The organism is Pantoea sp. 18069, from assembly GCF_902706035.1.
Classification (GTDB): domain Bacteria; phylum Pseudomonadota; class Gammaproteobacteria; order Burkholderiales; family Burkholderiaceae_C; genus Comamonas.
The window spans coordinates 140,578-160,888 of the sequence record NZ_CACSJA010000002.1 but is presented as its reverse complement, the minus strand read 5'-3'; the positions used below and the strand labels follow the sequence as shown (position 1 = coordinate 160,888).

18 protein-coding genes are annotated in these 20,311 nt (G+C 67.4%); 15 read left to right on the top strand and 3 right to left on the bottom strand.

Annotation, left to right across the window (positions count from 1 at the left end):
• Window positions 1–5: 5 nt before the first annotated feature.
• Window positions 6–902 carry a LysR family transcriptional regulator gene (locus GVL12_RS02840; RefSeq protein ID WP_159911134.1) on the bottom strand — a complete coding sequence of 299 codons (897 nt, stop codon included), beginning with the start codon at window positions 900–902 and terminating at the stop codon, window positions 6–8.
• Between the two features lie 102 nt (window positions 903–1,004).
• On the opposite strand from GVL12_RS02840, the gene GVL12_RS02835 reads away from it, so the two are divergent.
• The 7 genes from GVL12_RS02835 to GVL12_RS26215 all read left to right on the top strand — a co-directional run bounded on the left by GVL12_RS02835 (window position 1,005) and on the right by GVL12_RS26215 (window position 9,145).
• Entirely contained in the window at window positions 1,005–1,916 is a 912-nt protein-coding gene (locus GVL12_RS02835) for a dihydrodipicolinate synthase family protein (RefSeq protein WP_159911133.1), read from the top strand.
• An 83-nt stretch (window positions 1,917–1,999) separates the two neighbouring features.
• Complete coding sequence (locus GVL12_RS02830; RefSeq protein ID WP_159911132.1) at window positions 2,000–2,953, top strand: tripartite tricarboxylate transporter substrate binding protein; 954 nt, start codon at window positions 2,000–2,002, stop codon at window positions 2,951–2,953.
• 156 nt (window positions 2,954–3,109) lie between these two features.
• Entirely contained in the window at window positions 3,110–4,591 is a 1,482-nt protein-coding gene (locus GVL12_RS02825; RefSeq protein WP_159911131.1) for an aldehyde dehydrogenase (NADP(+)), read from the top strand.
• A 111-nt stretch (window positions 4,592–4,702) separates the two neighbouring features.
• Window positions 4,703–5,206 carry a sigma-70 family RNA polymerase sigma factor gene (locus GVL12_RS02820; RefSeq protein WP_159911130.1) on the top strand — a complete coding sequence of 168 codons (504 nt, stop codon included), beginning with the start codon at window positions 4,703–4,705 and terminating at the stop codon, window positions 5,204–5,206.
• A 5-nt stretch (window positions 5,207–5,211) separates the two neighbouring features.
• Window positions 5,212–6,201 carry a FecR domain-containing protein gene (locus GVL12_RS02815; protein ID WP_159911129.1) on the top strand — a complete coding sequence of 330 codons (990 nt, stop codon included), beginning with the start codon at window positions 5,212–5,214 and terminating at the stop codon, window positions 6,199–6,201.
• Between the two features lie 97 nt (window positions 6,202–6,298).
• On the top strand, window positions 6,299–8,830 hold the full coding sequence (locus tag GVL12_RS02810; protein ID WP_159911128.1) for a TonB-dependent receptor: 2,532 nt from the start codon (window positions 6,299–6,301) through the stop codon (window positions 8,828–8,830).
• Between the two features lie 165 nt (window positions 8,831–8,995).
• Entirely contained in the window at window positions 8,996–9,145 is a 150-nt protein-coding gene (locus GVL12_RS26215) for a hypothetical protein (RefSeq protein ID WP_200843450.1), read from the top strand.
• Between the two features lie 9 nt (window positions 9,146–9,154).
• Here GVL12_RS26215 and GVL12_RS02800 read toward each other — a convergent pair whose 3' ends face one another.
• Together GVL12_RS02800 and GVL12_RS02795 are read right to left on the bottom strand one after the other, a co-directional pair.
• The gene (locus GVL12_RS02800) at window positions 9,155–11,434 is read right to left on the bottom strand and encodes an ATP-dependent DNA helicase (protein WP_159911127.1); all 2,280 of its coding nucleotides are present in this window, start codon (window positions 11,432–11,434) and stop codon (window positions 9,155–9,157) included.
• Window positions 11,431–13,107: a VRR-NUC domain-containing protein gene (locus GVL12_RS02795; RefSeq protein ID WP_200843449.1), complete on the bottom strand. Its 1,677-nt coding sequence runs from the start codon at window positions 13,105–13,107 to the stop codon at window positions 11,431–11,433. The genes GVL12_RS02800 and GVL12_RS02795 overlap by 4 nt, the downstream gene beginning before the upstream one ends.
• A gap of 358 nt (window positions 13,108–13,465) precedes the next feature.
• Between GVL12_RS02795 and GVL12_RS02790 the strand changes: the two genes are divergently transcribed.
• The 8 genes from GVL12_RS02790 (at window position 13,466) to GVL12_RS02755 (ending at window position 20,291) form a co-directional block, all read left to right on the top strand.
• On the top strand, window positions 13,466–14,665 hold the full coding sequence (locus tag GVL12_RS02790) for an ABC transporter substrate-binding protein (protein ID WP_159911126.1): 1,200 nt from the start codon (window positions 13,466–13,468) through the stop codon (window positions 14,663–14,665).
• Window positions 14,666–14,771: 106 nt separating this feature from the next.
• Window positions 14,772–15,689: a branched-chain amino acid ABC transporter permease gene (locus GVL12_RS02785; RefSeq protein WP_159911125.1), complete on the top strand. Its 918-nt coding sequence runs from the start codon at window positions 14,772–14,774 to the stop codon at window positions 15,687–15,689.
• A gap of 11 nt (window positions 15,690–15,700) precedes the next feature.
• Window positions 15,701–16,660 carry a branched-chain amino acid ABC transporter permease gene (locus tag GVL12_RS02780; protein WP_159911124.1) on the top strand — a complete coding sequence of 320 codons (960 nt, stop codon included), beginning with the start codon at window positions 15,701–15,703 and terminating at the stop codon, window positions 16,658–16,660.
• Window positions 16,657–17,424 (top strand): ABC transporter ATP-binding protein, encoded by a 768-nt coding sequence (locus GVL12_RS02775; RefSeq protein ID WP_159911123.1) that lies wholly within the window; start codon window positions 16,657–16,659, stop codon window positions 17,422–17,424. The genes GVL12_RS02780 and GVL12_RS02775 overlap by 4 nt, the downstream gene beginning before the upstream one ends.
• Complete coding sequence (locus GVL12_RS02770) at window positions 17,421–18,137, top strand: ABC transporter ATP-binding protein (protein WP_159911122.1); 717 nt, start codon at window positions 17,421–17,423, stop codon at window positions 18,135–18,137. The genes GVL12_RS02775 and GVL12_RS02770 overlap by 4 nt, the downstream gene beginning before the upstream one ends.
• A gap of 141 nt (window positions 18,138–18,278) precedes the next feature.
• Window positions 18,279–18,824: a GspH/FimT family pseudopilin gene (locus GVL12_RS02765; RefSeq protein WP_159911121.1), complete on the top strand. Its 546-nt coding sequence runs from the start codon at window positions 18,279–18,281 to the stop codon at window positions 18,822–18,824.
• Window positions 18,821–19,411 carry a type IV pilus modification protein PilV gene (pilV, locus tag GVL12_RS02760; protein WP_200843448.1) on the top strand — a complete coding sequence of 197 codons (591 nt, stop codon included), beginning with the start codon at window positions 18,821–18,823 and terminating at the stop codon, window positions 19,409–19,411. The genes GVL12_RS02765 and pilV overlap by 4 nt, the downstream gene beginning before the upstream one ends.
• A 76-nt stretch (window positions 19,412–19,487) precedes the next feature.
• Window positions 19,488–20,291 (top strand): PilW family protein, encoded by an 804-nt coding sequence (locus GVL12_RS02755; RefSeq protein WP_159911120.1) that lies wholly within the window; start codon window positions 19,488–19,490, stop codon window positions 20,289–20,291.
• Window positions 20,292–20,311: the final 20 nt, after the last annotated feature.

Sequence of the window (20,311 nt, the reverse complement as noted above, 5' to 3'; positions counted from 1 at the left end):
GCCCCTCAGTCCGCTGCAGGAAACGCCCCCTGCAGCAATTCCCGCAGCGTATTGGCCACGCCATGGCGGCCTTCGCGCCGCCAGGCGAGGTGCAGTTCCACATCGAGCCCGGTCACATTGGCCATTGGCTTGAAGCAGACGTTGGCGTAGCGCAGCTTCATTGCCGAGCGCGGCACCAGCGCAATGCCCACGTTCGCATCGACCAGCGCCAGAATCGAGTGCGTATGGCTCAGGGTCTGCACCGTTTCGGGCGCCACGCCGTTGGCGCGCAACTGGCCCGCGACGATCTCGTACAGGTAGCGTGACTCCGACGGGCAGAACTCTATGAAGGCCTGGCCTTGCAGCGCCGACAGAGGCACTTCGTCCTGCGCCGCCAACGGATGCTCCAGGGGCATGGCCAGCATGAACGGCTCGCGCAGCAAGGGCGCACAGGCACTGAAGCTGCGCGGCGCGAACGGCCGCACGATACCGATGTCGATGCGGTCGGCGCCCAGGGCTTCGATCTGATCGACCGACTGCATTTCGCGCAGCACCAGGTGCACGTCGGGCAGCCGCGCGCGAACGAACGCGAGCAGCTGCGGCAGTATCGTAAAGCTGGCTGCAGGGATGAATCCCATGGTGACGCTGCCGGCTTCGGCCTGCATCGCGCGGCGCGCCGCGAGCGTCGCCGCCTGGCTGCGGCGCAGTATGTCCTCGGCCTCGCGCAGAAAGATCCTGCCGGCCACCGTCAGGCGCACGGCGCCGCCCGAGCGCTCGAGCAGCTGCACGCCGACTTCATGCTCTAGCAGCTGGATCTGCCGCGTCAGCGGTGGCTGCGTCATGTTGAGCAGCACCGCCGCACGGCCGAAATGCAGCTCGGAAGCCACGGCCACAAAGCATCGGAGTTGGGTGAGTTGGAACATGATTCATTTATTGAATTGCGCCATCCGATGTCTGGATTGGACGCGACTGCCATGCGCTTCTAGAGTCACTGCATTCGTCCAACAGTACCCATGGGAAAGCACATGACCTCTTTTACCGGCCCGGCATTGCGCGCAGCGCTCAATGGCATTTCTGGGATTCTTGTCACGCCCTTCGATGCGCAGGACGCAATCTGCAGCGCACCGCTGCAACCCGTGGTCGACCGCGCCGTCGATGCCGGCGTGCATGTGCTGGTGGCGAATGGCAATACCAGTGAATTCTATGGGCTGCAGGCCCAGGAGGCCGAACGCATGGTGCATGTGGCCGCCGAGTGCGTCGCCGGCCGCGTGCCCTTGCTCGGCGGCGTGGGCCGCAGCGTGCACGAGGCGCGTGCCCTGGCCCGCGCGTCGGTCAAGGCCGGCGCCGATGCCCTGATGGTGCACCAGCCGCCAGACCCGTTTGTCGCGCCGCGCGGCGTGGTCACCTATGTGCAGCAGATCGCCGAGGCGGCCGAGGGCCTGCCGCTGGTGCTGTACCTGCGCAACGAGAACATCGGCCTGCCGACGATAGAAGCGCTGTGCCGCATCCCCGAAGTCGTGGGCGTGAAATGGGCCTCGCCCACGCCGCTGCTGCTGGCCGAAGCGATACGCCGTACCGCGGACCGCAATCTCGCCTGGGTCGGCGGCCTGGCCGAAGTCTGGGCGCCGCCGCTGTACGCGGTGGGTGCGCGCGGCTTCACTTCCGGGCTGATCAATGTGTTTCCCGAACGCTCGGTCGCGATCTACAACGCGCTAGAGCAAGCCGACTACGCGCTGGCGATGCGCCTGATCGGCGAGATGCTGCCGTTCGAGGAGCTGCGCGCCCAGGAGAACAACGGCGCCAACGTCACCGTCGTCAAGGCCGCGCTGCAGTGGATGGGCAATGACTGCGGTGCCACGCGCGCGCCGTCGGCATGGCCGCTGAGCGCCACGCAGCAGCAGCAACTCGACACGCTGCTGAACGGCTGGAAGGCGTAAGCGCATTTCCACCGCAGCGGCGGGATGGCCTGCCGCTGCGCCTCCTTTCCCTGTGAGCGACCCATAACTATTAAGGACAAACCATGCCTGCACGCCGCACTCTCCTCGCCCTTGCACTGCTTTCCTGCTCCGGCGTTTTCGCCCAAAGCTTTCCGTCACGGCCCATCACCATCGTGGTCGGCTCGACCGCGGGCAGCGCCACCGATGGCCTGGCACGCGCCGTGGCCGCCGAAGTGGGCAAGGAAACCGGGCAATCGGTGATCGTCGACAACCGCGCCGGCGCCTTTGGCGGCATTGCGGCCCAGCATGTGGCGCGCTCGCAGCCCGATGGCTACACCGTCTTCATGACGACCAACACCACGCAGTCGGCCAACCCCCACCTGCTCAAGAAGCTGCCCTACGATCCGCTCAAGGATTTCGCGCCGGTGGCGCTGCTGGCCAAGGGCCCGCTGCTGCTGGTGGTCAACCCCAAGCTGGGTGTCAACAGCATTGCCGAACTGGTGGCGCTGGCCAAGCGCCAGCCGGGCAAGCTCAACTACGGCTCGGGCAGCTCGTCGGCACAGGTGGCAACCGAGCTGTTCCAGCAGATGACGGGCACCAAGTTCAACTACGTGCCGTACCGCGCGAATCCGCCGGCGGTCATGGACCTGATCGCGGGCCAGACCGATCTGATGATTGTCGACCTGGCCACGACGGTGCCCCAGGTCAAGGCCGGCAAGCTCAAGGCGCTGGGGATCAGCAGCCCGGGCCGCCTGTCGCTGATGCCCGGCGTGCCGGCGATCAGCGAGTCCTTGCCGGGCTATGAGTTCGGTTACTGGAATGCGCTGTATGCGCCTGCGGGAACGCCCGCGCCCGTCGTGCAAAAGCTCAATGCGCTGATGCGCAACGCCATGCAGACCGCGACGGTGAGCGGTGTCGCGCAGCAGTCGGGCATGGAAACGGCGCTGTCGACGCCCGAGGAAATGGACCGCTTCCAGATCGCCGAGTACGAGCGCTGGGGACGCATCATCAAGGCGGCGGGCATTCAGCCGGAGTGAGTTTTCGGCCCGTCCATCTTTGACGGGCCCAGGATGCTCGAGAAGCAGCAGCGGCTTGTTCATGAGGACAGGCCGTTCATGGTTCGACAGGCTCGCCACGAACGGGTTTTACCCGTCGCCTCGGTTTTTGTTAATTGCCTCCACGGAAAGACTTTGATGCTGCAATCCACCGATGCCCGCAGTGGCGCCTTGCATGGCGCTGCGTGGGATGAATCCTCGCCCGAACAAATCGACGCGGCAGTTGCCGCTGCGGCTTCGGCGGCCGACGCCTTTGCGGCCAAGTCGAACGCGCAGCGCGCTGCGTTCCTGCGTGCCCTGGCCCAGGCCTTGACCGACAACGCGGCCGCCTTGCTGCCGGTTGCCGACCGCGAAACGGCGCTGGGCCTGCCCCGGCTCGAAGGCGAACTGGCGCGCACCGCTTTTCAGCTGCGCGGTTTTGCCGACGCCGTGGAGCAGGGCGCGGCGCAGGCGTTTCTCGACGAGACGGCAATGGCCGGCGCGCCGCCCGCGGGCCGGCCGCGCCTGAGCCGCATCCAGGCGCCACTGGGCCCGGTCGCGGTGTTTGCCGCAAGCAATTTTCCGTTTGCGTTCTCTGTGCTTGGCGGCGACAGCGCGAGCGCCTTTGCCGCGGGCTGCCCCGTGGTGCTCAAGGCCCATCCCGGACACCCGCAGCTCTCGCGTGACGTCGCGGCGATCGCCGCGACGGTGGTCGAACAATGCGGCCTGCCCGCGGGCGTGTTCCAGCTCGTCGAAGGCGCGTCGGTCGCGGTGGGCGTGCAGCTGGTGCAATCGCCCGCGATCGCCGCCGTGGCGTTCACGGGCTCGTTCAAGGGCGGCACGGCGCTCGCGCGCCTGGCGGCCGACCGCCCCCGGCCTGTCCCGTTCTATGGCGAACTGGGCTCGGTCAATCCGCTGGTGGTATTGCCCGCGGCGCTGGCCGGCGGCCCCGATGCACTGGCCCAGACCCTGGCCGATTCGATCTGCCTGGGCGCGGGGCAGTTCTGCACCAGTCCCGGCGTGATCGTGGTCTTCAAGGATGCGCCGGGCGATGCGTTTGTGCAGCAGCTGCGCACGCGCCTGGCCGCTGCTGCGCCGCATGCGATGCTCAATGCCGGCATTCGCGCGGCGTTCGAGCGCGGTGTCGATCAATGGCGCCAGCATGCCAAGCTGCAGGTGCTGGTCGATGGCCGGCAGCCGCAGGGCAATCCCCGGCCTTTTCTGGCGCAGGTCGATGTGGCGGACTTCCTGGCGGATCACCGGCTGCACGAGGAAGTGTTCGGCTGCGCGGCGCTGGTCGTGCGCGTCGATGACAGCGCGCAGGTGGTTGCGCTGTTGAACGCCATCGGGGGCACGCTCACCAGCACGCTGTGGGGCGTTCCTGCGGGCGACGTGCAGCCCGACGAGGCCGTGCTCGCGGTGGTGCGCACGGCGGTGCAGGTGTCTGGCCGCGTGCTGTTTTCCGGCGTGCCCACGGGCGTTGCCGTCACGGCCGCCCAGCACCATGGCGGACCTTTTCCCGCGTCGACGGCGCCATTCACCACCTCGGTAGGCTATGCGGCGGTGCAGCGCTTTGTGCGGCCGCTGGCGCTGCAGGATGCGCCTGGCTGGCTGCTGGCGCGCGAAGGCGCGTTCCTCTGAGCGATTGCCGGGCCGCGCGGGGCGTGGGTTCTCGGTGTGGCTACAATTGAATAGGAATGATTCTTGTTTATTGTGGGGTTTTCGTCCCGCAGGAGAATCGGGACCCGCCTCATGCCTGCCGTTCAGCCATCTGCCCACAGCGAAATCGCCGCGCTCTACACCGACCACCACGGCTGGTTGCAGGGATGGCTGCGCAAGAAAGTCGGCAATGCGTTCGACGCCGCCGACTTGGCGCAAAGCACTTTCCTCAAGCTGCTGTGCAGCCAGGGCGTGGGGCAATTGCAGGAGCCGCGCGCCTACCTTGTGACCGTGGCGCGCAATCTGCTGCTCAACCAGGTGCGCCGGCGCGCGATCGAGCAGGCCTACCTTGATGCATTGGCGGCATTGCCCGAACCCGTTGCGCCACCGCCCGAAGCGCGGCTGATGGTGCTCGAGACACTGGTTGAAATCGATCGCCGCCTCGGGCATCTGCCCGCGCTGGCCAAGCAGGCGTTTTTGCTCGCGCAGATCGAAGGCCTGGGCCACGCCGAAATCGCGGCCGAGCTGGGCATTTCGGTTTCCACGGTCAAGCGCCATCTGGCCAAGGCGGCGCTGCGCTGCTTTTTTCCGGAGTAGGCGCAATGCCGGCATTGCGCGAAACATCGGGCGAGGCCAGCCAGGCCATCTCCACCGAAGTCGCCCAGCAGGCGGTGCAGTGGTGGATGACGCTGCGTGGCGCGCCGGCTTCGGTGTCCGCGCGCCAGCGCGCGGCCTGGCAGCAATGGCGCGCGCAAAGCCCGGTGCATGAAGCCGCGTGGCAGCGCATCGAATCCGTGGGCCAGCAGATGGCCGGCATTTCGCTGCCGCTGGCGCGTGCCACGCTCGCCGGGCCGCATGCGCAGCGTCGGCGGCGCAGCGTGCAGTTGCTCGTGGCCCTGGTGGTGACTGGGGGCAGCTTTTCGTTGCTGCGGCAAACGCCCACGTGGCGCGCCTGGGCCGCCGATGAAGTTGCGGCCCTGGGCGAGCAGCGCCGGCTCGCGCTGCCCGACGGCGGCGCCATCGTGCTCAACACCGGCAGTGCGCTCAATATCCGCTACGGCAGCGCGCAGCGCGTGGTGCAGCTGGTGCGCGGCGAAATACTGGTGCAGACCGTCGCCGATGCGCAGCGCCGGCCGTTCATGGTCGAGACCGCGCTGGGCAGCGTGCGCGCGCTGGGCACGCGTTTCACGGTGCGCGAACGCGATGCCGGCGTCAGCGTCGAAGTGTTGCAGGGCGTGGTCATGTTGACGCCCGCGCAGGCACCGCAGGCCACGCAGCGGTTGCAGGCGGGCGAGCAAGGCATATTCACGTCGCTGCAGGCGCAGAGCAAAGGCGCGCTGGATGAGGCCGCAGGCGCCTGGGCCGACGGCATGCTGGTCGTGTCGCGCATGCGGCTGGACGATTTTCTTGCCGAGCTGGGTCGCTACCGGCGCGGCCGGCTGGGGTGCGAGCCGGTCGTTGCGCACCTCTTGGTGTCGGGCGCCTATCCGCTGGCCGACACCGACCGCGTGCTCGCGGCGCTGACCAGCGCGCTGGCCGTCGAAGTGCATTTCTTCTCGCGCTACTGGGTGATGGTGCGGCCGCAAAAATAAATGAGCTGATTGTGCACAGATGGGTGTCATCAGAGCAAGGAGCGCATCGGTATGCGCTCACGGCTCTTTTCATCCTCTCCTTTCCACAAGGCTTTCCATGCGCCCCCAGACTGTGCAGCAGCTTCCCTTTGCCGATTCCCTTGCCTGCGTGCCTTTGCGTCCCGGCCCGGTCGCGCTGGCGCTGCGCGTGCTGTGCGTGGGCACGCTGGCGAGCCTGGCCGTCGCGACCACGATGGCGCCGAAGTCGGCCCGGGCCCAGGCGGGAACGCAGCAGGGCGCAGCGCAGCGCCAGTACGCGATTCCCGCGGGCCCGCTGGAAACCGTGCTCAATCGCCTGGGGCGCGAGGCGGGCGCGTTGCTGACCTTCGATTCGACGATCACCGACGGCCTGCGCAGCGGCGGCGTCAACGGCCAGTACGCGGTGCAGCAGGCGCTGGAGCAGGCGCTCAAGGGCACCGACCTGATGGTCGTGCGCTCGGCCGGCGGCGGCTATGTGCTGCGCGCCATTCCCACGGCGTCCCAGGGCGCGGGCGGTGCCACGCTCGCGGCCGTGACCGTCACGGCAGCCGCGCGCGGCGATGGCCGCACCGACGGCTCGGGCAGCTACGCCGCCGGGCCGTCGGCCGGGGCCACGGGGCTGAGCCTGACGCTGCGCGAAACACCGCAGTCGGTCACCGTGGTCACGCGCCAGCAGATGGATGACCAGGGCAGCACCAGCGTGTCGGACGTGATGCGCCAGGCCGCGGGCATCACGGTGCAGAGCTACGACAGCGAGCGTTCGAACTTCAACGCGCGCGGCTTCTCGATCACCCAGTTCCAGTACGACGGCGTGGCCAAGGACTATGACGGTGTCTACGATTGGGGCGCGACCAACAGCGACATGACGATCTTCGATCGCGTCGAAATCGTCAAGGGCGCGACCGGGCTGATGGGCGGCACGGGCGATCCGTCGGCGGCCATCAACTTCATCCGCAAGCGCCCCGGCGACCAGTTCGCGGGCGCGGTCACGGCAAGCCTGGGCTCCTGGAACAATGCGCGCACCGAACTCGATCTGTCGAGCCCGCTCAACGCCAGCGCCAGCGTGCGCGGCCGCGTCGTCGCCGCCTTGCAGGACCGCGAGTCGCACCTGGACCACTATCAGCAGAAGAAAAGCGTTTTCTACGGCGTGGTCGAGGCCGATCTCACGCGCGACACGCGCCTCACCGTGGGCGCCGACTACCAGAACACCGATCCGCGCGGCTCGACCTGGACGGGTTTCCCTCTGTTCTTCAGCGACGGCAGCCGCACCGACTGGGAGCGTTCGTTCAACCCCGCGACCACCTGGAGCCAGCGCAAGCTCACGTCGCGCAACCTGTTTGCGACGCTGGAGCAGCGGCTGGCGAACGACTGGAAGTTCAAGCTCACGGCGAACAATGAAAGCAGCAAGCACCGCTCGCTGCTGGGCTCGGCCAGCGGCGGCTATCCCGACCCGGTGACCGGCGAAGGCATGTACTTCTTCATGGGCGACTTCCGCGGCAACCGCACGCAGAACACGCTCAGCGCAAGCCTGTCGGGACCGTACGAGCTGTGGGGCCGCACGCACGAAGCGATGTTTGGCGCGACCTGGTCCGACACCAGCACCGACGGCCCCTGGTCCGATTCGCTGTACCCGGCGCTGCCGGGCAGCATCTTCGGCTGGAGCGGCAACTATGCGCAGCCCGCGTTCCCGCCGATCGCCGCCTATGAAGACAAGCGCCGCCAGTCGTCGTTCCATGGCGCCACGCGGCTGCGGCCCACGGATGCGCTGTCGGTGATCGTCGGCGCGCGCGTGAGCCGGGTCGATGCCAGCGACAGCCGCGTCTACGCCGACGGCGTCACGCCGGCGCTCGAGAGCAGCATGCGCACGCGTGGCCAGGTCACGCCCTATGCGGGCCTGGTCTATGACCTCAACGACCAGTATTCGGTCTATGGCAGCTACACCAGCATCTTCTCGCCGCAGACTTCGCGCGATGCCAACCGCCAGTTCCTGCCCGAAGTCCAGGGCAAGAGCTTCGAAGCCGGCGTCAAGGGCGAGTTCCTCGACGGCCGCGTCAATGCCAGCCTGGCCGCGTTCCGCATACAGCAGGACAACCTCGCCGAGTACGTCGATTTCGTCGACGGCGAGTCGGTCTACCAGGCCATCAAGGGCGTGACCAGCAAGGGCCTCGAAGCCGAAGTCAGCGGCGAGATCGCGCCCGGCTGGAACCTGCAGGCCGGCTATGCCTACGCCCATGTGCGCAATGCCCAGGGTGGGCATGTCTATGGTTCCACGCAGATGCTGAGCCAGCCCGCGCAGACGCTGCGGCTGTCGACCAGCTATCGGCTGCGCGGCGACTGGAACGCGCTCACGGTGGGCGCCGGCGTGACCTGGCAGAGCGCGACCGATGGCCGCGTCTGGCACCCGGTGGCCAGCGACTACGCGGGCATCCGCCAGAAGGGCTATGCGCTCGTGGGCCTGATGGCGCGCTACCAGTTCAGCCCGCAGCTGTCAGCGGCGCTGCACATCAAGAACCTGTTCGACACCCAGTACTACTCGGGCCTGGGCCTGTTCGAGACCGGCTTCTACGGCGAGCCGCGCAGTGCGTCGGTGACGGTGCGCTACCAGTTCTGACTGGCCACGGGCGCGATCCTGTTCATCGTCAAGCGCCGGCCCAGGCATCTGGGCGAGTTCGGCGCCGCGCCTGCGCGCGTCTACCGGCTGATCGAAGCCGCGAACGTCGCGGCCGTTGCCGGCCCGGGCGCGGCCTGCATAGGCTATCGCTGGGCCAACCGCCTGGTGCCGCCAGGCCTGGCGCACCGCGACGATTGGGAGCTCGCGGTCTGTTTCGGCATCTGGGCGCTGGCGCTGGTGCATGCGCTCGCGCGCCCGGCCGCAGTGTTCGGATCGGCTGCGGTGCTGGCGCCGGGCCTGGCATTTGCGCGTTGATGCTGGCGCTTATCCCCACCACAGCGGCATCAGCCGCCGCACTTCATCGCGCGCGAAGCGGTCGTCCATCAGAAACAGTTCGCCGGTATCGTTCTCCGAGCGAATGACGCGGCCCGCGGCCTGCACCACCTTGCGCAGGCCGGGGAACAGATAGGTGTAGTCGTAGCCGGTGCGCGTGCCGAAGCGCTGCTGCATGCAGCGCTTCATGCTTTCGTTGACGGGGTTGAGCTGGGGCAGGCCCAGCGTGGCGATGAACGCGCCGATCAGCCGGTCGCCGGGCAGGTCTATGCCTTCGCCAAACGCGCCGCCGAGCACGGCAAAGCCTATGCCCTGGCCACCTGGCTGGAAGCGGGCGATGAACGCCTGGCGGCTGTCGTCGCCCATGGCGCGCACCTGGCGCCAGACCGGGGGCGCATCCGGGCACGCGCACAGCGCGTCGGCGACGCGCTCCAGATAGTCGAAGCTGCTGAAAAAGCTGAGATAGTTGCCCGGGCGCTTGTGGAACTGGTCGCAGATCAGCGCCACGATGCGGTCCACCGAAGCTTCCCTGTCCTGGTAGCGCGTGGACACGTCGCGCACGATGTGCACGGCGAGCTGCGCGGCCTTGAACGGCGCGGGCACGTCTATCCACGGTGTGTCGGCGGGCAGGCCCAGCGTGTCGCGGTAGAACGCGGCGGGGCTCAGCGTGCCCGAGAACAGCACCGTCGCATGCGCGGCCGCATGGCGCGCGAGCAGGTGCGGCGCGGGAATCACATTGCGCACGCACAGGATGGAAGCGCGCTTGCGCCCGCGCTGCGGCGCGAGCAAGGTGATGTCGAACAGTGCGTTGTCGTCGAGCTTTTCCTCGAGCACGGCGAACTGAAGGGCTTCGAGATAAAAGCCCAGCACCGGGTCGCCGGGCAGCATGGGGTGGTCGGCATTGGCTTCGGCGATCAGCGAGATGGCTTTTTGCAGCGCGGCCATGAAGTCCAGCGGCACCTGGGCATGGCATTCATAGGTCTGCTGCTGGCTCTCATGCAGCGTATTCCACGCGCGCTGCAGCGCGTTCAGCGCGGTGCGAATGCGGCCCTTGGCATTCTTGCGCGCCGCCGCGAGTGCGAGCGGCGACAGCTCGGCGGTATACATGCTGCGCGCGCGGTCGAGCAGGTTGTGGGCCTCGTCGACCAGCACGCCCACCTTCCACTGGTTGGCCTGCGTCAACGCATGCAGCATGGCCGCGCCGTCGTAGAAGTAGTTGTAGTCGCCGATCACGACATCGCTCCAGCGCGCCATTTCCTGCGTGAGGTAATAGGGGCAGACATCGTGCGCGAGCGCCACTTCGCGCAGGTGCGCGCTGTCCCAGACGGCGTTCACTTCAAGCACCGCGGCGCGCGCGTCGGGCAGGCGGTCGTAGAAGCCCTTGGCCAGCGGGCAGGAGTCGCCGTGGCAGGCCTTGTCGGGGTGTTCGCAGCTCTTGTCGCGCGCCTGCAGCGTGAGCGCGCGCAGCGGCGCGGCGCCCGTGGACTGCAGCTGCTGGTTGACCTGGGCCAGTGCCTGCGTCGCCAGCCCATGGCCCGTGCCCTTGGCGGTCAGGAAGAAGATCCTGTCCAGCCCCTGGTCGGGGCAGGCCTTGAGCATGGGAAACAGCGTGCCTATGGTCTTGCCAATGCCCGTTGGGGCCTGGGCCAGCAGGCAGCTGCCGCCTTCGGGTGCGCGCGCGCAGCGGTAGACGGCCACCGACAGCGCGCGCTGGCCCGCGCGAAAGCTGCCCCAGGGGAAGGTCAATGCCGTCAGCGCCTGGTCGCGCGCGCGGCGGTGGGCGTCCTCGCTTTGCGCCCAGCGCAGAAAGCGTGCGCACTGCGCTTCGAAGAACGCCTGCAGATCGGCGGCCTCGAAGACTTCGGTGATGGCATGCTCCTTTTGCGTGCCGATATTGAAGTAGATCAGCGCGACCTTGAGCCGCTGCAGCGAGCGTTCTGTGCACAGCAGGTGGCCGTAGATCTTCGCCTGGGCCCAGTGCAGCGCGCGGTGGTTGGCGCGGATCGCGTCGAGGTTGCCGCGGTAGGTCTTGATTTCCTCGAGCTGCCCGGCCACGGGGTCGTAGCCGTCGGCGCGCCCGCGCACCCGCAGCGTCTCGTAGTCGCCCTGCAGCGCCACTTCGGCCTCGTAGTCGGCGCTGCGCCGCGACTGCACCAGCATATGGCCTTCCATGCCCTGCTGCGCCGTGGGCGCGGGCGTGAAGCGCAGGTCGAGGTCGCCCTGCTTGGCGGTGAACTCGCACAGCGTGCGCACGGAGACGGTGTAGCTCATGCTGCGTCCTCGGCTGTGCGCCATTGCACATGGCAGACGCTGACCGGAATGCCGTGCTCGCTGCAGTACTGCAGCCAGCGTATCTGGTTGTCCTGCAGCTTGTCGCCCGGGCCTTTGACTTCGACGAGCTCATAACGTCTTTCGTCGGGCCAGAAGCGCACCAGGTCGGGAAGGCCGCTGCGATTGGCCTTGACGTCGGCCATCAGCCGCGCAAACAGCAGCTTCAGGTGCGCGGCGCTGATGCAGTCGAGCGCCAGGCGCAGCAGCGGCTCGGACAGCACGCCCCAGTACACGAACGGCGACTGCACGCCCTGCTTGTCGGCGTAGCGCGCGAGAATGGTCTGCGCGTAGCCGGGCGCGTCGAGCTGCGCGAGGCAGCGCGCGAATTCCTCCGCCCGGCGCGCGCTGAAGTCGGGCGCGCTCAGATCGGCGGGGCCGCTCTGGAACGGGTGGAAGAAAGCCCCCTGCACGGGCGCGAAGATCGCGGGCCAGCACAGCAGGCCGAACAGCGAATTGACCAGCGCGTTCTCGACATAGAACACCGGGCTCGCGTCGCTGTGCCAATGCGCGCGCAGCGCGAACTCCACCGACATCGGCACGGCGGGCGGATCGAGCACGAGGTCCGCGCGCATGCGCACCAGCGCCTGGTTGGCCGCCGGACGTTGGCGCGCCTTGGCCTGGCCCGTGTTGCGCAGCAGGCGCGGCAGCATGCGCCCCAGCTTTTGCAGCTCCTCGTCGCTTTCGGGCGCCTGCTGTGCCTGCAATGCGTGCTGCAAGGCTTCGCCATGGCGCCCGAGGCGCTCGAGCACGCGTATGCGCCGCTGGCGCGCGCCGGGGTAGGGGCACTGCGCATAGACGCGCAGCGCATCGTCCCAGAGCCCCGCGCGCTCGCAGGCATTGCCCAGGCGCAGCAGCAGCTTGGCGCGGCGTTTTTCCAGCCAGGGATTGCGGCTCTCGCAGGCGGCGATGGCCTGCAGTAGGGCCGCGGGGTCCGCTCCGTCTTCCATCGCCTGGCGGCAGGCCTGCAGCGCGAGGTAGGCATCGATATCCTCCCTTGTCTGGAAGGCGCGCGAGGCGGCGTCGAAGGCCACGCTTTCGTACTTGAACACGCCCAGGTCGGCGAGCACGAACTCGGTCCAGTTCTGGTGCAGGTTGCCAAAGAACATCAGCCGCAGGCGCTCGCTGCGTTCGCCCAGCATCACGCGCCATACGGGCTCGCTCGCCTGCGGATGCCATTCGGCATAGCGCCGGGGCGCGTCATGCACGCTGGCCAATGCCTGCAGCCAGTCGGACTTGCGCGTGCCGCCGCCGCGCTGCGCGCTCGCAAAGACCTCGGCAAGTTCGCTGCGGGTGTGCAGGTCGAACAGCTCCTCGAGTTGCATGGGGGCCTGGGTGTCGAGCCAGCCCAGGGCGAGCAAGGGTTCGGCGGCTGCCTGGATCTCGGGGATTTCCTCGTAGACCAGCCTGGACGCCCGGAACCACGGACCGCGCCGCATCAGCATGCGCACCAGCAAGGCCCGGGACAGGGGCGAGAGCGCGGCGAACTGCGCGAGGAAGTCGCGTTCGCCAGCGTCGAGCAGGTCGCTGTAGCGCTGCGCTATCCAGCCCAGGGCACGCTCGAAATTGTGCAGATAGTAGAAACGGTGCGGGGGCACCAGGCCGACGCTCGCCATCTCTTACTCCGCGGTCGCGGCCCCCTTGCGCTGCACGGGGACGCGCGTGCGGACAGCGGGGGAAGCAGGGCCATCGACAGGTGTAAACATGCACAGACTGTACATAAATACAGATTTTTTCGCAGCCCATAAACCCATGGTTGGCGCTTTGCTACTTTGTCTGTAGCGAGCTGCGCTGCCAGCGAGCGCGCTGTGGGCCGGGAAGGGGCAAGGCGCCAGGCCGCGAGCGTGTTCTGGCACGCGGCCGGCTTGTTGCCGCGGAGGTCGGCCATCCGCAGGCACAATCGCTGCTTGTCACAAATGGGGGATGCGTGCCGCATCCTTGGGGTTGGTCGCAATTTCAAATCCAAAGGTCACAATGTCTGCTCTTTTCGCTTCCCGGTTACTCAAGGGTGTTGCCACGCTTGCCGTGGGTTCGGTGTCCATGCTGGCCCAGGCGCAGGCGCCCGCGACCATCAAGGTGGGTGTGGCGCTGGATATTTCGGGCCCGTTCGCGGCGCCCGGCGCTGAAATCCGCGACGGCCTGAACCTGGCCATCAAGCTGTTGGGCAGCAAGCTCGGCGGCGTGCCCGCCGAGTTCATCCAGGCCGACATGGCGGGCAACCCCGAGCAGGCGCGCCAGCTGGTCGACCGTTTCATACAGCGCGAGAAGATCGACCTGTTCACCGGTCCCGTGGCCTCCAACGTGGCGCTGGCCGTGGGCCCCACGCTGTTCGCGGCCAAGGTGCCTTACCTGTCGGCCAACGCCGGCCCCAGCCAGCTCGCGGGCGCGCAGTGCAATGCCTACTTCTTCGGCACCAGCTACCAGAACGATTCCATGCACGAGGCCGCGGGCCAGTACGCGGCGAACAAGGGCTACAGCAAGGTCGTGATCATGGCGCCCAACTACCCTGCGGGCAAGGATGCGCTCAACGGTTTCAAGCGCCTCTACAAGAAGCCGCTGGCCGACGAGATCTACACCAAGGTCGGCCAGCTGGACTTCGCCGCCGAGCTGGCCCAGCTGCGCGCGGCCAAGCCCGAAGCGGTCTACATCTTCCAGGCCGGGGGCATGGGCATCAACTTCATCAAGCAGTTCATGGCCGCGGGCCTGAACAAGGACATCACGCTGATCTCCTCGCCGTTCACCGCCGACGAGGACATCATTCCGGCCGTGGGCAGCTCCATGGTCGGCCTGTTCAACGCTTCGTCGTACGCGCATGACCTGCCGGTCGCGGCCAACCAGAAGTTCGTTGCCGAGTTCCGCAAGGCCTACAACGGCCGCTACCCCTCGCTGTACGCGGCGTTCGCGTACGACGTGGTGATGAACATGGATGCGGCCGTCAAGCAGCTCGGCGGCAAGGTCGGCGACAAGCCGGCGCTGGCCAAGGCGCTCAAGACCGCGGCCTTCGACTCGGTGCGCGGCCCGGTCAAGTACGGCAACAACCAGTTCCTGGTCCAGGACTACTACCTGCGCAAGGTGGTGCAGGGCGCCGACGGCCGCGTGACCAACCAGCTGCAGCCGGGCAAGGTGCTGACCGCGCACCAGGATGCGTTTGCGGCGCAATGTCCGCTGAAGTGAGCGGATTCAGGGCGAACGGCTTTCCCCGTTCGCCCTGAGCCTGCCGAAGGGCCTTTTCAAACCAGCGATTGCCACTGAAGGCGCCCTGCATGGCGCGGAATGACGAATGGACCTGACTTTTTTTCTCGAACAGATCTTCAACGGCCTGGGCTATGGCTTCATGCTGTTTCTGCTCGCGGCCGGGCTGACGCTGGTGTTCGGCATCATGGACACGCTGAACCTGGCCCACGGTTCGCTGTTCATGGTCGGCGGCTATGTGTCGGCGACGGTGCATGCGCAGTCGGGCTCCTTCATTGCCGCGGTGCTGGTCGCCGTGGCGGTGACGGTGCTGCTGGCCGTGCTGCTCGAAGCGCTGCTGGTGCGCAAGCTCTACGGGCGCGACCACCTGTCCCAGGTGCTCGCGACGTTCGGCATCGTGCTCGTGGCGGATGACGTGGTCAAGTTTTTCTGGGGCCCGTCGCCCATCATGGCGCCCACGCCCGCGCTGCTTTCGGGCCCGGTCGATCTGCTGGGCCTGCCCTACCCGTCCTACCGCCTGCTGATCCTCACGGCCGGCCTGGCCGTGGCCGCGGGGCTTTATCTGCTGGTCAACCACAGCAAGCTGGGCATGCTGGTGCGCGCGGGCGCGTCGAACCGGGCCATGGCCGAGTTCATGGGCGTGCGCGTCTCCAGGGTCTTCACCATCGTGTTTGCGCTGGGCGCCGCGCTCGCGGCGCTGGCCGGGGCCTTGATGGGGCCGATCAGCGCCGTCGAAATCGGCATGGGCGAAGCCATCCTGATTCCCGCGCTGGTGGTGATCGTGATCGGCGGCATAGGCTCGGTGCGCGGCGCGTTTGTCGCGAGCCTGCTGGTCGGGCTGGTCGACACCGCGGGCCGGGCCTTCCTGCCGTCGCTGCTGCGTGAAGTGCTGTCGCCGGCGCTGGCCGCGGATGTCGGCCCGGCGATCTCGAGCATCGCCATGTACATGTTGATGGCCGGCGTGCTGGTCTTCAAGCCTTCGGGACTGTTCCCGGCCCGTGTATGAGTGAGTCCTCCATGAATTCCAAGGCTTCGCCCTGGGGCGCGCGCGCCGGCATCGCCGCGCTGGTGCTGGCCCTGGCGCTGTTTCCGCTGCTCGCGCCGCTGTTCGATCTCGGCTACTACACGGGCTTTGTGCGCCGCCTGATGATCGTCGCGCTGGCCGCGGCCAGCCTGAACTTCCTGATGGGCCGCGTGGGCCTGGTGGCGCTGGGCCATGCGGGCTTTGTCGGCGTGGGCGCGTACGCGGTCGCGGTGCTGGCCGAAGCGGGCTGGACTTCGGCCTGGGCTGTCTGGGGCCTGGCGAGCGTCGCCGGCGTCGGCGTGGCCGCGCTCATAGGCTCGGTGGCGCTGCGCACCCGGGGCGTGTACTTCATCATGATCACGCTGGCGTTTGCGCAAATGCTGTTCTATCTCGCGGTGTCGCTGCGCAAGTACGGCGGCGACGACGGCTACACGCTGTACGCGCCGCTCCATCTGGTCGGCGGCGAGGATGCGATCGCCGCCAGCGGCGCGCCGCTGTACTGGGTGGTGCTGGCCATCGTGGTGCTGGTGCTGCTGGGGCTGTGGCGTGTCGAAGCTTCGCATTTCGGCCGCGCGCTCGAAGGCATACGCGACAACGAAACGCGCATGCAGGCCATGGGCTATCCCACCTACCTTCTGAAGCTGTGCGCGTTTGCCGCGGCCGGCGGCGTGGCCAGCCTGTCGGGCGCGCTGATCGCGACGCAAAACGGCTTCATCAGCCCTTCGCTGATGCACTGGACCCAATCGGCGCTGTTCATCGTGATGGTGGTCATCGGCGGTGTGGGCCGGCGCTGGGGCGCGCCGCTGGGCGTGGCCGTGTGGCTGGTGTTCGAGGAAGTGCTCAAGCAGTTCACCGAGTACTGGCATGCGCCCATGGGCCTGCTGCTGATCGCCGTGGTGTTTCTCGCGCCAAAGGGCCTGTCGGCGCTTGCCTCACGAAAGGCCGCGCCATGACGCTGCTGGTTGCACATCAACTCGTCAAGCGCTTTGGCGCGCTGCTGGCCACGGACCATGTGAGCTTTGCGGTGAACGCCGGCGAAATCCATGCCTTGATAGGCCCCAACGGCGCGGGCAAGTCGACGCTGGTCAATCTGATTTCCGGGCTGTTGCCCGCCGATGGCGGCACGCTGTCGCTCGATGGCGTCGACCTGACGCACCTCGCGCCGCACCGGCGCGTGGCCGCGGGCCTGTCGCGCTGTTTCCAGGTGACCAGCATCTTCCCGCGCCAGACCGTGGGCGAGAACCTGTTGCTTGCCGTGCAGGCGCATGCGGGTTCGAGCTTTCGCTTCGTGAAGCGCCGCGAGACCGACCACGCGCTGCTTGCGGCCGCGCAGGCGCTGGCGCAGCGCGTGACGCTGGCCGGCGAGTGGGACCGCGTCGCCGGCACCTTGCCGCATGGCGCGCAGCGCAAGCTCGATGTGGCGCTGGCGATCGCGGCGCGTCCCAAGCTGCTGCTGCTCGACGAGCCCATGGCGGGCATGGGGCCCGTGGAGTCGGCCGAAATGGTGGAGCTGATACAGCGCCTGCGCCAGGACATGGCCATCTTGCTGATCGAGCACGACATGGACGCGGTGTTCCAGCTGGCCGACCGCATTTCGGTGCTGGTCTACGGCAAGGTGCTGACCAGCGGCAGCGCGGCCGAGATCCAGGCCGACGCGCAGGTGCAGGCGGTGTATCTGGGCACCGAATCCGATCTTGCCGACGAGGTGCATACATGAAATCCACTCCACTGCTTGCCTGCGAAGGCCTGGAAGCCGGCTATGGCGCGAGCCAGGTGCTGTTCGGCATCGATTTCCACATCATGCCCAGCGAGGTGGTGACCTTGCTGGGGCGCAATGGCATGGGCAAGAGCACCACCATCAAGACCATTATCGGCGCGCTCAAACCGAGCAGGGGCGACGTGCGCATCGCGGGCGAGTCGGTGCGCGCGAAGTCGCCCGATGCGATTGCGCGCCTGGGCGTGGCGATCGTGCCCGAAGGGCGCCACTGCTTTCCCAACCTCACGGTGCGCGAGCACCTGGTCGCTTTCGCCGCGCAGCGCAATGCGCAGCGCGACGCCTGGACCATGGAGCGCATCTACGGCGTCTTTCCCCGGCTCAGGGAGCGTGCGCACCACATGGGCAACCAGCTCTCGGGCGGCGAGCAGCAGATGCTGGCCATTGGCCGCGCGCTGTCGACGAATCCCCGCCTGCTGATTCTCGACGAGGCCACCGAAGGCTTGGCGCCTGTGATCCGCGAGGAAATCTGGCGCTGCCTGGCGACGCTCAAGGCCGCGGGCCAGACGATTCTGGTGGTCGACAAATACGTGCACCGGCTCGTGGGCCTGGCCGACCGCCATGTGATCCTCGAGCGCGGCAATGCGGTCTGGCAGGGCAGCTCCGCCGAGCTCAACGCCAACCGGCAACTGTGGCACGCGCATCTGGGGGTGTGAGCCCCATACCGGCGCCCGGCAACACCGGGTTGAATCCGCGCATTTTCAGGCCTGGCACCGGTGGCTTCAAAGCGACACGGTATGATTCAATTTGTGTGTTTTGTTGTTAATATGCATCTGGCTTTTACATCTTGGCCTGCTATGCATTCAAAAACGATAGGTGGTCGCGCCCATGGCTTCACCGTCATCGAGCTCTTGGTGGTGGTGTCGATGCTGGGAATTCTCATGGCCATCGCGCTGCCCAGCTTCAAGCTGCTGATCGATCGCTGGCGCGTGCAGCAGGCGGTGGACAGTCTGCGCTCGACGATGTTCTATGCCCGGTCCGAAGCCATTCGTCGCGGCGGCGATGTCTTTGTCGAGAAATTCCCCGGCACCACGCCGGGATGCACGCTCGCGGCCAGCGCCACCGACTGGGATTGCGGCTGGGTGGTGTTCATCGATGCCAACAACAACCAGCGCTGGGAAGCGGGCGAAGAGATTCAGCGTTTCGCGCCGTCGCCCAGCCTGACCGTGACCCGATCCACCGCGTCGGCCACCATCGCCATCGACCGCTGGGGCATGATAGACGGCGGCGACTCCGTTGGCTTCACCATTGCACCGCATCCTGCGGGAAGCAACCCGACGGCGTCCAAGAAGGTGTGCATTGCGGCCAGCGGCCGCATGCAGGTCGAGGCGTGCGCCGCATGATGTCCCGCCAGCGCGGAATCACGCTGATCGAGTCGCTGATTGCGATGGTGGTCATGGCCCTGGGCATTCTGGGCATCGTGGGCGTGCAGATGCGCACCCTCACCGATACGCAGGCCGGCGTGCGCCGCGCGCAGGCGATACGGCTGATCGATGATCTGGGCGAGCGCCTGCAGAACAACCCGGACGCCCTGAATAATCTGGAGACCTACACGACCAGCCCGGGCGCGGGCACGGACTGCACGGCCACGGCTTGCACGCCCCCGCAGCTCGCGGCGTTCGATATCCGCCAATGGCGCCTCAACGTCGCCGCCGCATTGCCCGCGGGCAGCGCCACGGTGTTCATCCCGCAGGGCGGGGCGCGGCAATTGGGCGTAATGGTCGGCTGGAATGAAAACCGCTACAACGCCAGCGGTACGACCGAGCAGACCAAGGCCCTCAATGCGCCGCTGACGGTCACCGGCACGAATGCGGCGGGCGTCACCATGAACTGTCCCGGCAGCCAGAACTGCCACATCCAGTACCTGCAGCCGACGCAGCGCTGCGCGCCCTGGACCGTGGGCGGCGCAGGCCTGTACTGCGCCAACTGAAAGCACCATGCCCATTTCGCGTCATATGCGCCTTCCATCGGCACGGCGTTCGCCTGCATATAGCCGAGGCGTCTCATTGATCGATCTGCTGGTCGGCATTGCGCTGGGCCTGGTGGTGGTCGCGGTGGCGATGGCCGCCCTCATGACGTCGCGCGGCATCACGAGTACCGTCACCGAAGCCACGGCGATGCAGCAGCAGGCGGCCTATGCGTTTCGGGTCATCAGCCAGCAACTGCGCCAGGCGGGCAGCCTCGAGTTGAATCTCGCCCCCGCGATCATGCCCAGCGCAGACCCCGACTCGGCCATGTCGCCGGTCGCGTTCGACCCGCCCGATCCCGCGGGCATGCGCGCGCAGTTCGACCGCGGCGCCAGCACCATCGCGGCCACGGGCACGGCCACGCCAAGCTTCACCGTCGGCTATCAGAACTATGTGGAAACGGTCACGCCGGCGGATGCCCCGGTCACGGCGTCCATGCTGCGCGACTGCCTGGGCAGGAACAGCCTCACTTCGGGCGTTCCCGATGCTGCCGTGCTCGTCAGCACGTTCGCGCGCAACGCGGACACCAACGAACTCGTCTGCACGGGCACGGGAAGCAATACCCGGCGGCCCATCATCTCCAATGTGACGGACATGCGGGTGCGCTACGTCGTGCAAATCCCCGGGACCACGAATCTGCAGTATTTTGCCAATCCGGCCGACGTCGGGAGCTGGCGCAATGTGTATGCGCTGGAGGTCTGCCTAGAGCTCAGCGGGACCGAACCGGTTTCCACCCCGGGTGCGACCTACACCAATTGCAGCGGCACCGCGACGTCCTACGGGGACCGCCTGCGCATGGTGTTCCGCAACGTCTACCAGATCCGAAGCCAGGGCCAGCGCTAGCCGCCGGACCTTCCACACCC